Origin of the sequence: Aureimonas pseudogalii (genome assembly GCF_014196835.1) — a bacterium.
GTDB lineage: Bacteria > Pseudomonadota > Alphaproteobacteria > Rhizobiales > Rhizobiaceae > Aureimonas > Aureimonas pseudogalii.
Map to the genome: position 1 here is coordinate 1 of NZ_JACIEK010000015.1, position 12,562 is coordinate 12,562.

A 12,562-nucleotide genomic window follows, 5' to 3' on the forward strand; every position below is an offset into this window, starting at 1 on the left:
AACCGGCCCTCAGTGATCTCGACCGACAAGAACCCGGCCTACAACGAGGCGATCGCCTCGTTGCGGCGAGAGGGGCGGCTCGCCGCGACCTGCCAGCACCGGCAGGTGAAATATCTGAACAACCGCCTCGAGTCCGACCACGGCAAGCTGAAGCAGCGGATCCGCCCAGTGCGTGGCTTCCAGTCTCAGAAAACGGCGCACAACGCCATTCGGGGCTTCGAGACGATGCGGATGTTCCGGAAGGGGCAATTCCGCTCGATGGTCGACAGCCTGGCCGGTGGATCGGAGGCCCGCTTCATCGGACGGCTGTTCCAGGTGTTCGTCGCCTGAAAATGGAACAGAACGGGATCACTGCGACCTGATTGGCTATTCGCAACGGAGCCTCCGTGTCGATCTGGGTGGATCGCGCGGAACCGTCGGCATTCCAGGTCGAGACGCCTTGACTGGTACGGGCCCCGTTGGCCGTCGTGGAGGTAACGGTCCGGTTGACGCTCCCGCTGGCATCGACCGTCGTGACCTGGTTCGTCTTGAGCTCAAAGACCCCGTCGCCGTCGGCGTCGCGATGGACGATTTCCGTGTTGCCGTCCGCGCTGAGGGTTGTAATGGTCCGGCTTCGAAGGGAGTTGTCACCATTGCTGGTCGAGCTTGTGGTGACGATGCTCCCGTCCGCCTTGCGCGCAATGACCTCGTCGACGATCATATCCGTGTCGCCATCGCCGTCGAGATCGGAGACCGTCTTCTTGCCCGTGCCATCCGCCCGGTAGGTGGTCACCATCTGACCGATCTTGTGAGCGGTCGTCGTCCCCATACCGGCGTATTCGGTCAGCGTTTCGGTTCGCGTGCCGTTGCCGGCAACCGTCGTCGCCACTGTCCGGGTAGCGTTAGCGCTGCCGTCGCCATCGAGATCCGCCCGGATGGTCTGGCTCAGGCCGTTCGCGCTCGTCGTCGTGGTCGAGCTAGCCCGCGTCGAGCCATCGGGGTTCAGTCCCTTGATCTCAAGCGTGAGGCTGCCGTCGCTTGCCTTCGTGCGGGTTTCGACGCTGTCGAAGGCCCCGGAGCCATCGGCGTCGCGACTGACGGTGACGACCTTCTTATCCGCGCTGGTCTTCGTGACCTCTCGACTTTCGAGGATCGTGCCCGATCCGTCGTAGAAGGACTGGGTCAGCGTCCGCTCTCCCGAGGACGCGACGCTCATCGTCTCGTTCAGGACGCTGTCGCGGACACCGTCTCCATCATCGTCGGTCGAGACCGTCCTGGTCAGGCCGTTCGCGCTGACGGTCGAGGTGACGGCTTCGGCCATGCCCCCGTTTTCGTTGAAGGTGGTGTTGACGATGGTCGTCGAACCGTCGGCATTGGTGGAGACCGTCTGCTTCACGTTATGACCATCGGACGCATACGCAAGGACGACGTCCGCCGCCGCTCCCGTCGTGCCGTTGGTCCGGGTGAATGCGGTCGTGCCCTGTATGGCGGAACCATCCGACAGCCGCACCGTCTGGTTGTCGGTAACGAGACCGATCGACGTGATGCCCAATTCGGTCAACGTCTTGAGTGACGTGGTTCCGTTGCCGTTGGTCACCATGACCTTGAACAAGCCGAAATCCGTGTCGCCGGAATCAAGCTTGCCGTTGCGGTTGGTGTCGAAGGCGTTGCGCAAAGCCTCCATGTCGGACGTCGCCGTCGCGTCCCAGAACGTGAAGTCGATCTCATGCGCTAGATCGATCCGTCCATCGTTGCCCGCGTCGCGCACCAGGATCCCGTCACCGGCGCCCGCCCAGGCTGTGCGATGCTTCGAACCGTCACCAGCTAGGTCGAAGTACTGGTTTGAGCTGCGGAGATCGGAAATTTCGACGCCGTCACCGTCAAGGTCGAGCAGGATCGGCTTACTTCTGCTTGTATTCGCCGTGGAGTCTTCGGTGGCGTCGCTTCCGGGTACGAGACCGCCGCCTTGCCGGCTGGTCAGGCCGCTCCCCCCCGATGAGCCAGAGGAGTTGCCGCTGGATCCTGTAGATCCCTCGTCTCTGAAAGTTGTCCCATTGTACTGCTGAGTAGCAGTCGAGTCTTCAAACGCACTGCTGCCTGGTACGATTCCCCGGTTTGGTGTGCTAACGATGCCGTTAGTGGAACCTACGCCAATTGCACCACCCTGCACCGGCGAAGGTCCAAGGCTAGGAAGAGAAGTAGCGGGGCCTTCGACTACGTGAACTTGCTGCCCGCTATAGATTCGATCGATATTTTCTACGCGGTTGACAGCGCCGATTGCTGTCGCAGTCGTACCATAGTTTGCCGCAATTTGCGAGAGTGTATCTCCGGGCTGCACTGTGTAATTCAATGACGCATTATGTACGCGCACGCCGTTGGCGACGTAGGTGTGAAAGCCTTCAACCTCAATGTTGTAACTCTGCCAACCATCGACGGCAACGGGAGCAATTGCTGCGTTCCCGGCCGCCACACTGTAGCATTCGGCCCGCTCGAACAAATGCGCACGGTCTTGAGAATAACTGATACTCTCAGCGTATACTTGTTTTATTTCTCCAGACGCCAGCACGACCGTCGCTTGGCCTTCGGCGATCATTGCCTCGATCGGCGGGAATTCACCGAACTGATCGAGAAAATGATGCCCAGGCGTCGATACGAGTTCGCGCGCCTTACCCCCTTCGTCCCATGAAAGTCGCACCCACTCGGTCGTTACATTGTGGAAGATCCGCATGATCCGTCGAGGATGAAGCGCACCCCGACCTTGATTGACAGTTGGATCAAAAGCGAGAACATGATCACCAATATTAAGTTGAGCTATTGGCCTAAATGAGTTATCGGCAATCTGAACAACTGTTGATCCCGGAAAACACATCGGATCGGTTGTATTCAAAGCGCGCATCTGGTCTAGTGCTTGACGCCCGTTCACAACCTCAGTCTGTACAGCTCCTTGTCGGGTGACCGTGCCGTCCAGACCTTGAACAAATTGCTCTGTTCTGAGCGTGCTGGATTTTGAATATTCCCCTCCGACTACGTAACTTGCCTGTATACTTACTGTTCCGTCCGGGTTGGTGAAGCTATTCGTAACTGTTTGTGACGATCTAGCTTGATTTGACAGTCGAGATTGAATAGCTTGGCTATAGTTTGGTTCAGGCTTCGTAGATGTTGGGATTGTAGAAGCAGTAAAGTAAGCACCGAACTCTGCTAGATCGGTAACCCCTGCACCAGCTTGAATAGTTGTGGAAGCATCATTATTGAATGTAACAGAGCCTGTAAGCGGGCTAGCGGTGCCCGTTGGAACGCCAAAGCCTACCCCAGCGGTCTTCGTCCACCCCCACCCGGTGTCTGGGTCGTATGTAAATCCTGTTGTCGCACTGGTTGCAATTCCGGCCGAGCGTTGTGCCAAAACTCCCGCGCTAAACCCTCCTCTTGACGTAATGCCCGCGTACACCCCTACGGTACCAATTTGCCCGTAGAGGCCGCCTTCGTCGATTAGTTCTGATCAGTATTGTTATTTGGCATTGTTATCTCCTGTATATCTTTTCTCGGACGTCGCGCCAGATTATGTATTCAACACCAGTACCTTTGATGCCTTTTACAATGTTCTTTGATTCGTTTTTAATGAGCCAATCAATAAAAAAACTTAGAGATGCGCTAATTGGGCCGAACAAAAAGAATAATATTGTAATAATTCCGTATAAGCTGCAGTAAAACCTTACGTTTGACGGATAATTTGTGCTAATTATAGAAAATACGTATGGAATCGATGAGGATGCAATTATAAACAATGCGACTGAGAGTAGCGAAATTGTCCTAGGAATCATAGTATCACCGTTTGTATCATTCCGTGTTGGTGCTTCTTTGTAGATGATGAATTCAGCTTTGGAATTTAATAACATAATTACCGCCATAGGGCTGTAACCCGAGGCGCTTCATGAACTTGTCTGTCTGGGCTGGATGGATACCTGAAGTGACGTGCACGTTCAGTTCGTGTGCTCCGTTGGCCTTTGCCCAATCGATGAACAATCGCATCAGCTTGAGCGCAATACGCCCACCCAGTACGGTCCTGCGAAGCTTGCCTGAAACATAAATGAAATAGTTGGTCGCGATGGGACAACCCGTTCCGAGGAAATAGTCGCCGATCTCGGCACCCATGACCCCGACGATCTCACCCTTCCGCTCGACTATTACCCCAAGAGTTGTGTCCGGCCTAGTAAGCAGTCTCTCGTAGGCGCGCACGAACTTCGCTTCAGAGAACGGAATGTACCCATATCGGCTTTCAGCATGGAACTCGCGGCCGATCTCGATTGCCCGAAGGATGCCTTCACGTGTCGTAATCCGTACGATCCGTAACTTCGACGTTAGCAGTCCATCTGCCTCCAACGTTTCACTGGAGGTTGCTGCTGTGCTTAAATCAACATGACCAAGAGTGGTTGTTGTACCATTCATTGATGCTTCTTTATCTACAAGAGGGCTCATATTTTTAACGAAACCGCATGATTTGCACGAAATGTATTGAAATACATACCGACCCCGTTTAGCGGTTGGTCGAATGGTCTCCAAGACCTCTTAAACATCAGTCCGTCTGCCCGACCTTTCATTATTCACTGGCTCTGACAAGAATTGCTCATATCTGCGACCTTCAGTGGCCTTATCATCAGGTCCAACGTTAGATTTTTCGTTCGAAAGCAGGCCATCGTGAGTCACCATCCGAGATCCCCTCATTCTGTGAATTAACGTGGCAAGAGGGTGCATTTCTTACCAAAAGCCAGATAAGATCAATTTTCGCAGTAACTTATATTTCGATATTTGGCTCAGTCAATTAAAACAATGGCGATTGGAACTTATTTTGCTAATAATGCGTTATTATCACTCTTGCGATGAAACATATTATTTGTTCTACTTCGTATTTCGTGATAAAAGTTTAGCAGAATGGGTGGTACGAAGGCTGTGAAACTTCGCCACCGTGCCGTCGCGTGGATTGGACGGCTCTGTTGCAAAGATCCGAAAGCAGTGAAAGCCTGTGGCTCTGAAGACGGCGGACAGCGAGGGCTCGAGCATGAGTTTGGCGTTCAAGGGCCGGCACTTCGCCTCCGACATCATCCTGCTCTGCATGCGCTGGTACTGCCGCTACGCACTCAGCTACCGCGACCTCGAGGAGATGATGGCCGAGCGCGGCCTCTCCGTCGATCACACCACGATCTACCGTTGGGTCCAGCACGACGCCCCCGAGCTCGACCGACGCGTCCAGTGGTGCAGGAACCGCAACAGCGGCAGATGGTACGTCGACGAGACCTATTTGAAGGTCCGGGGTGAGTGGATGTACCTCTATCGCGCGATCGGTGACCGAGGTGAGACGCTCGATTTCCAACTGTCGCAGAAGCAGACAACGAAGGCGGCCAAACGCTTCCTCGTCAAGGCTTTGAACCGGTCGCCGCATAACCGACCATTGGTGATTTCGACCGACAAGAACCCGGCCTACAACGAGGCGATCGCCTCGCTGCAGCGAGAGGGGCGACTCGCCGCGAGCTGTCAGCACCGACAGGTGAAATATCTGAACAACCGCCTGGAGTCCGACCACGGCAAGCTGAAGCAGCGGATCCGCCCCGTACGGGGCTTCCAGTCTCAGAAAACCGCCCACAACGCCATTCGGGGCTTCGAGACGATGCGGATGTTCTGGAAGGGGCAGTTCCGCTCGATGGTCGACAGCTTGGCCGGTGGATCGGAGGCCCGCTTCATCGGACGGCTGTTCCAGGTGTTCGTCGCCTGAAAATGGAACAGAACGGGATCATTGCGGCCCGATCGGCTATTCGCAACGGAGCCCCTAAATCTACACGGAACCGCGCTGATTGGTTGCTTGCAGCGGTTGAACTCAGTCCAGCCCCACTTGAAGCCCGCTACGGCGTCACTTGATCCTGTGCCTTCGCCGCATCTCTCGCCCGCTGGATCGTCAGGCGACTGACGGCAAACTCGCGAGCAAGCGCGGAGATCGAAGCCCCCTCCCCCAGCCGATCGCGAACAACGCGCTTCTGCTCAGCCGACAGCTTGGCGGGGCGCCCCAGCACCCTGCCTTGCTCCTTCGCCCGGATCAGTCCGGCGTGCGTGCGCTCGATCAGGAGATCACGTTCGAACTCGGCGACCGCGTTGATGACGCTCATGGTCATCCGGCCCGTCGAACTCGTCAGATCGACGCCGCCCAGCGCCAGGCAGTGAACCTTGACGCCCATCTCGGCAAGCAGCTCGACGGTGGCGCGGACGTCCATGGCGTTGCGCCCAAGGCGGTCCATCTTCGTGACGACGAGAATGTCCCCCTCCTCCATCCGATCGAGGAGCTTGCGGAAACCCTCTCGGTCTTTCGCCGCGAGCGAGCCGGACACGGTTTCGGAAACGACGCGACGGACCTGGACCTCGAAACCGGCCGCCCGGATCTCGCCGATCTGGTTGTCGGTGGTCTGGCCGTTCGTGGAGACGCGAACGTAGGCAAAAAGGCGGGACATTCGGGCTCAAACCTGCTCGGAAACGTATCAAAACTATAGCGCATGCGCGATACACGCAGGAGCTATTTTTCGTGCAGGCTCAGCCGACCCTGCGCTAAACCGATCGTTTGAGTGCAGGTCACTCGGCTGCGGGAGGCCATGGTGCCTTCCCTTAACGTCTGGTGGGAGAACGCATCTGTTTCGTGCTATGCACCATTGCCCCGTTCTGGCATAGGGAATGTCATCCCGCTTTGCAGTCGCATAGCGTAGCTAAGGGTTCCGACCATGCCGGCAGCCAAGGGCAAGATCGTCGAAGGCGGGCGGGTTATCCTGCCAGCGGCGTTTCGCAAGTCGATGGGGTTGCAGAAGGGCGACACCGTACTGATCGAACTGCACGGTGAGGAGGTTCGCATCCGCCCTGCCCGCTCTGCGTTGCGGCGTCTGCAGGAGAAGCTGCGTGACTATGCACCCGAATCGGGATCGGTGGCGGACGAGCTGATCGCCGAGCGGCGTCAGGAAGCGACGAAGGAGTAGCTGATGGCCTGCGTCCTCGATGCGTCCGCCGTTCTCTGTCTGCTCTTTTCCGAGAAAGGGTCCGATAAGGTCGAAGCCCGGCTCGGTGACGCCAGCATGTCCGTCGTCAACTACACCGAGGTTCTCTCCAAGCTGATCGATCGTGGCCTGGGTGCAGACGAGGCGGTGCAGGATCTGTCCGATCTCGACATCGCGATCGTCCCCGTGGGTCAGGAGGTCGCCGAGGAGGCGGCCCGTCTGCGCTCCCTGTCGAAGGACGTCGGTCTTTCGCTGGGGGATCGGTTCTGCCTCGCACTCGCCAAGAACCTGGGCGCGCCAGCCCTCACGAACGATCGGGCCTGGAAGGAGATTGCAAAGGCCGCCGGCGTTAAGGTCGAGCTCGTGCGCTGAATCGGGTTATGAGGACGGAGGAACACAAGCCAGTGGCCGGCGATCAGCCCTTCCTGACGGATCTCTTCGGTGTGCCCTCGCCCTCCCCACGCGCGCTTGCCGAGACCCGTCGGCCCACGCCTTCACGACACATCGTGGGAAGTGCTCTGGCCCAAAGGAAAGCCTTGGAGCTGGACGCCTCCTTGGTCGAACGCCTGGAGGCGACCGGACGGTATCGTGTCCTTCGCAAGCTCGAGCCCCGCCCCGTCATGCCGGAGCTCTGGCCGCCGGCGGACCGTCAGCCGGGATCCTGGCCGCGGCTCGGCATCATCCTCGACACCGAGACGACAGGTCTTGACCACGCCACGCATGACGTCATCGAGCTTGGCATGGTCGCCTTCACCTATGACGAGACCGGCGTGCGGGATGTCGTGGGTGTCTTCTCAGCCCTGCAGGAGCCCTCACACGCGATCAGTGCCGAGATCACCCGGATCACCGGCATCACGGGCGAGATGGTCGCCGGACAGCGGTTCGACCTCGATGCCATACAGCGCTTCATTGAGGACGCCGATCTCTTGATCGCACATAACGCCCGTTTCGACCGGCCCTTCTGTGAAAAGCTCACACCGGGCTTTGACGTGAAGCCGTGGGCCTGCTCCGTGTCGGAGGTGGACTGGGTCGGGCTCGGGTTCGAGGGCACGAAGTTGGTGTATCTCGTGAGTCAGTGCGGCGCGTTTCACAACGGCCACCGCGCCGTCGATGATTGCCATGCCCTCCTCGAGGTTCTTTCGCATCCGGCGCGAACGCAGGCACCGGCAGCCTTTCAGCAGTTGCTGGCGTCCTCGCTTCAGACGCGTTTGCGCATCCACGCCATCGGCTCGCCCTTCCACACCAAGGATGCCTTAAAGGCGCGTGGGTATCGCTGGAGTGACGGCACGGGCGGCAAGTCAAAATGCTGGTGGCGTGAGGTTGCGGAGGACGTCTACGACGACGAGGTCTGCTTCCTGGAAGAAGAGATCTATGCTGGCAGCATGAACGCCTATGTGGAGAGCCTGACAGCCTGCGAGCGATTCAAGGCGTAGCTGTAGGGCGTCTTAGCGTAGATTGGGGGCACTCTTGAGCCCGCTCGACGTGGATCGGCGGGAAGTCAGCTTTGCGCCCATCTAAGCCGTCCAAGTTAATCCCGCGCGATCCTGAAACCTGCCGTTCGTGAACGAAGCCCCGAACGGCAGTCGAAACAACTGGCATTGGGACGAAGCCGTCATTCCGAAACAGCTTGCTGAACGGCGGCTTTTGTCACCAGCGGACATTCGCGTACCCGGCCTGTGACGATCCCCTTCCGATGGACATCATCCTTGCCGGCTGTAGGTGCGATGATCCGCATCGACCTACGCCTCCGTACACTTGTCGGATGTATCGCCCCGCGCTTATAGTTTGACGGGATGTGACAGCGGGGGCTGTGCCAGTTAAGCCGAAAGCGCCGAGATCTGTCGTTAGAGACTGAAAACCTTGAGAACGACGAAGATGCCTGGCCATCGATCGATGACGCCCGCCCTTCCGAAGAAGGCGGCCCTATCGCGCGCAAGGGCTTCAACTATCAGGACGAGATCGCCGTCGGCTTCGTGCTGGAGATGTTGGACAACCCCCAGCTGGTGAAGATCCATTTTGAGACCCATGACGATCTGGTGCTCGTCTGGGCTAACGGCGCGCCGCCCCTAGTCGCTGAGTTTGTGCAGGTTAAAGGTGCCGAAGCGGACAAACTCTGGTCCGTCGCGGACCTTTGCCTGCGCAAGAAGCAGGCTGTCGGATCGTCGATCTTTGAGAAGTCTCTGGATCGCGACCAGCACGAAGAGACCGCGTGCTTCAGGATCGTCACCCTACGTCCGGTGGTTTCCGCTCTGACACCGCTAACCTACAAGCGGGGAAACGAAGCGCGGGCCATAGATTGCGACGAGATGGTCGCCCTTAAAGCGGACCTTGATGGAAGAATGCCCAACGTCGTGTCGAAACGGGGCAATGGGACCGGTTACTGGCTGGACAACTGCCAGTGGGACGCTCGCCACGACGAGGTGGCCGTCAAGACGCACAACAGGATGCGGCTCTTCGAGATCATGCAAGCCGCCGGAAGCCTACTTCTGCTAGAGCATATCGACATCCTACTTGATGAGCTGCGCAAGCTGGTGAAGACGGCCGGCGATGCGAAGTGGAAGCCGGATAAGGCCAAGAAAATTCTCACCCGCAAGGCCTTCTTGACCATGTGGGACGCGTGCCTGGCCAAGCTGAAGGACGACGCCGCTCAGCCTTCGGGCGGCAAGCTAATCGAGAAGATGAGTAGCGCCTCCCTCACAGGAACGGTGGTAGCCATGGCCGTCGATATGCGGCTTGATTACGCCCGCTCCGTACGGACTTCGCGCTACATGCAGCCGGATGAAGCCAGTCAGCTTCAGGGGCGCGTCAAATCCGAGGTCCAGAACCTTAGTGCCAAACGCGCGGCCGGGACCCTCGATCTCGACGGTCCCGCCTTCCACGCGCTCTGCGTCGATCGGATGGATGCGATCAACGCTTCCCTGCCGGCGGACCAAGGCGACCGGTCCGCCTTCCTCAAGGGCTGCATGTACGACATCGCTGACCGGTGTCTTTTGCGCTTCGATCGGACGGGGTTGTGAAGTCTCTGTCGCGCCTCGGAACTCGTCCCGCTAGCCTCCCGCTGGCAGCCGACGACATCCTCGAATTTCACGCCGCACGGTTGCTGCTGCTCATGCATGTCTGCGGGACGGCGGGCCGGATCGATGGTCTAACCAAGATGGCCAAGCTCGACTTCTTCACCCGCTACCCGGACTTCTTCGATGCTGCGCGGGCGGCGACCGAACCCGATGCACAGTCCGCGCCCTTCGACCGTTCGGACGCCATCGAGTCCACGATGGTGCGGCATCACTACGGTCCTTGGGACAAGCGCTATTATCAGGTCCTCGCCCATCTTGAGGCGCGACGATTGATCACCGTGTCGAAGGTCAAAAATTCCTACCAGATCGCGCTGTCAACCGAGGGCGCGGAAAAGGCCAAGGCTCTCGCCAAACGCCCGTCCTTCGCCACGCTCATTGAGCGCCAGAGGGCCGTAAAGAAGGTCTTTGGTGGCAAGTCAGGAACCTTCCTAAAAACACTCATCTACCAGCTTTTCGACGAAGAGGTCGGTAAACGGCCCCTAGGACAAGTCATCACCAAATGAGCGCATCTTTCCTCTCAATCCGAACCCTGGAACGTCGGCTGGCGACCGGAAACGTTGAGTCGCTCACTTTTAAACCCGGCGTCAATGTCTTCGTCGGACGACCGAATACCGGTAAGACAAAGTGGCTGCAGACGCTCGATTTCCTGCTCGGCGACACCGGAGCCAACCCCTACGAGCAGAGCAACGAGGAAGGGCTCGCCGCGAAATATGATGCGGCCGCCGCGACGCTCTGCATCGCCGACGAGACGTTCCGGATCGAGCGCCGCTGGCGGGAGACCGGTGCCAAAGGGAAGGTCTTCGTCGACGACGAAGGCATGCTTGTGAGGGATTTCCAGCACTGGCTCATGGAGAAGCTGGGCATCCCGCTGCTGAACTTTCCCAGAGGCAACCCGATGTCCGGCCAGACTTGGCCGGAGCTCAGCTTCCGCACCCTGTTGCGGCACATCTTCCGCCAGCAGCGCTTCTGGAGCGGTCTCGTCGATCAACAGGCTGACACCGAGCAGCACGCCAGTCTGTTGCTCTTCCTCGGCCTAGCCGAACGCATCTACAGTGAGGACTACGGCAAGCTCGTGAATTTGAAGCTCAAGTCGATGCGGTTGAGAGCACGCCGTGAGCAGTATAGCGAGACCCTTAACGATCTAGCCAGCGGTCTCCTCGACTCGGAGGACGCCCCCCTTGGCGTGAATGAGGCCACCGTCACCGCTGCCATGAAACGGCTTCGGGACACTGTCGAGCGCCTGCATACCCGGAGGGGCGAAGTCCTGGCGGCGGCCAGCAACATCAGTCTTCCCGCATCCGATCGCTCGCGCGTCACCGAGCTTGGCCATGCGCGGGCTGCGGCACTCGAAGAGGTGACGGCGGCGCGCCAGAAGCGACAGGGAGCCGAGGACAGGCTGGCCGAGGTCCGGCGATACCGCGCGGACCTCGCGGCCGAGATCGAACGAATGGGTCGGGTCGCCGACGCCAGCCAGTTGCTCGCCGATCTGAAAGTCACCCACTGCCCGGCCTGCGACCAAGGGATCATCCCCTATCTTAAGCCTGACCACTGCTTCGTCTGCCACCAGCATTTGCCCGAGGAGCCGGAGATCTCCGGGCTCGGCGAGGTTCGGCTCCGCTTCGAGCAGGATCGGCTGAACGCCGAACTGCTCGAAGCGGAGGAGCTCATCTCCGTTCTTGAGCGCGACGTTGACAAACAGACAGAGGCTTCGCGGGCCGCCGATGAAAAGCTGCGAACAATTGAGGTCGAGCTCGCGCCCGCCCGTCGCGCCGTAGCTGCCGTCGCCCAAGCCGATGTGAGCGCGATTGATGTGGCTCTGGGCAAGGCGGCGGAGCGGCAACGCCAGATGGACCGGGTGGCCGCAGCGCTCGAGTTGGGCAAGAGCCTGACTGAACAGGTCCAGGCCCTCGAAGACGAGATCAATCCGCTTCAGGAGAAGGTTGACGAGGCCAACCGATCCGTCGACTTCAACGCCGCCGCTCAGAAACTCGAAGACGGGATGAACGCCTACCTCGCCGCCCTCAATGCGCAGCGGCCGGAGACTTGGAAGCATAGCCCGGTTGAGGTCGATATCTCCAGGTCCACCAACAGCTTCCGGGTCGGGCGCAAGCGCTGGCAGAGCGCCCTCGGCGGCACGGACTCCCTCTACTTCCTAATGGCCTACCAGTACGGGCTGCTCTCGCTAAGCCCCGTCCCCGGCATGCACTACCCGGGACTGTCCATCATCGACGTTCCGGGCGAGTTCTCAGGCGAAGAGGTCAAGGACAGCGAGAACTTCATTGTGCAGCCCTTCATCGACCTCCTCGCCGAGGAGGCGTTCGAGGGCGCTCAGTTGATCATCACGGGTGCCTCTTTCGAGGGTCTCAAGGGCGTCCACGTTCAGAAGCAGACCCACGTTCACGTGGCACGATAAAAAGTCCGACTGACAAGGGGCGGGCTTATAACTTCTGTACGGAAGCTCGAGGCTTTTAAGCTGATAGCCGCCGA

General features: G+C 58.8%; 11 protein-coding genes. 8 read left to right on the forward strand and 3 right to left on the reverse strand.

The features are described 5' to 3' along the window. A partial coding sequence (locus GGR04_RS19450; protein ID WP_183201630.1) for a DDE-type integrase/transposase/recombinase occupies positions 1-330 on the forward strand: 330 nt, incomplete at its 5' end. Here GGR04_RS19450 and GGR04_RS19455 read toward each other — a convergent pair. Beyond that, positions 296-2,875, reverse strand: coding sequence for an SPM autocatalytic domain-containing protein (locus tag GGR04_RS19455; protein ID WP_183201632.1), 2,580 nt, complete (start codon positions 2,873-2,875; stop codon positions 296-298). The two genes, GGR04_RS19450 and GGR04_RS19455, sit on opposite strands and share 35 nt — an antisense overlap. Before the next feature lie 974 nt (positions 2,876-3,849). Further along, on the reverse strand, positions 3,850-4,452 hold the full coding sequence (locus GGR04_RS19460; protein WP_183201633.1) for a GNAT family N-acetyltransferase: 603 nt from the start codon (positions 4,450-4,452) through the stop codon (positions 3,850-3,852). Between the two features lie 580 nt (positions 4,453-5,032). Between GGR04_RS19460 and GGR04_RS19465 the strand changes: the two genes are divergently transcribed. Further along, positions 5,033-5,743, forward strand: a complete 711-nt coding sequence (locus GGR04_RS19465; RefSeq protein ID WP_183201635.1) for an IS6 family transposase — start codon at positions 5,033-5,035, stop codon at positions 5,741-5,743. 127 nt (positions 5,744-5,870) lie between these two features. On the opposite strand, the gene GGR04_RS19470 is transcribed toward GGR04_RS19465, so the two are convergent. Beyond that, positions 5,871-6,470, reverse strand: coding sequence for a recombinase family protein (locus GGR04_RS19470; RefSeq protein ID WP_183201637.1), 600 nt, complete (start codon positions 6,468-6,470; stop codon positions 5,871-5,873). Between the two features lie 264 nt (positions 6,471-6,734). Between GGR04_RS19470 and GGR04_RS19475 the strand changes: the two genes are divergently transcribed. From GGR04_RS19475 to GGR04_RS19500, 6 genes are all read left to right on the forward strand, one after another. Further along, complete coding sequence (locus tag GGR04_RS19475) at positions 6,735-6,983, forward strand: AbrB/MazE/SpoVT family DNA-binding domain-containing protein (RefSeq protein ID WP_183201639.1); 249 nt, start codon at positions 6,735-6,737, stop codon at positions 6,981-6,983. A gap of 3 nt (positions 6,984-6,986) precedes the next feature. Then, positions 6,987-7,373, forward strand: a complete 387-nt coding sequence (locus tag GGR04_RS19480) for a type II toxin-antitoxin system VapC family toxin (protein WP_183201641.1) — start codon at positions 6,987-6,989, stop codon at positions 7,371-7,373. An 8-nt stretch (positions 7,374-7,381) separates the two neighbouring features. Further along, on the forward strand, positions 7,382-8,434 hold the full coding sequence (locus GGR04_RS19485) for a 3'-5' exonuclease (protein WP_183201643.1): 1,053 nt from the start codon (positions 7,382-7,384) through the stop codon (positions 8,432-8,434). 492 nt (positions 8,435-8,926) lie between these two features. Further along, positions 8,927-10,018, forward strand: coding sequence for a dsDNA nuclease domain-containing protein (locus GGR04_RS19490; protein WP_376769878.1), 1,092 nt, complete (start codon positions 8,927-8,929; stop codon positions 10,016-10,018). Beyond that, complete coding sequence (locus tag GGR04_RS19495) at positions 10,015-10,578, forward strand: hypothetical protein (protein WP_183201644.1); 564 nt, start codon at positions 10,015-10,017, stop codon at positions 10,576-10,578. Before GGR04_RS19490 ends, GGR04_RS19495 begins: the two co-directional genes overlap by 4 nt. After that, positions 10,575-12,488 carry a hypothetical protein gene (locus GGR04_RS19500; RefSeq protein WP_183201647.1) on the forward strand — a complete coding sequence of 638 codons (1,914 nt, stop codon included), beginning with the start codon at positions 10,575-10,577 and terminating at the stop codon, positions 12,486-12,488. Before GGR04_RS19495 ends, GGR04_RS19500 begins: the two co-directional genes overlap by 4 nt. Positions 12,489-12,562 lie beyond the last annotated feature (74 nt).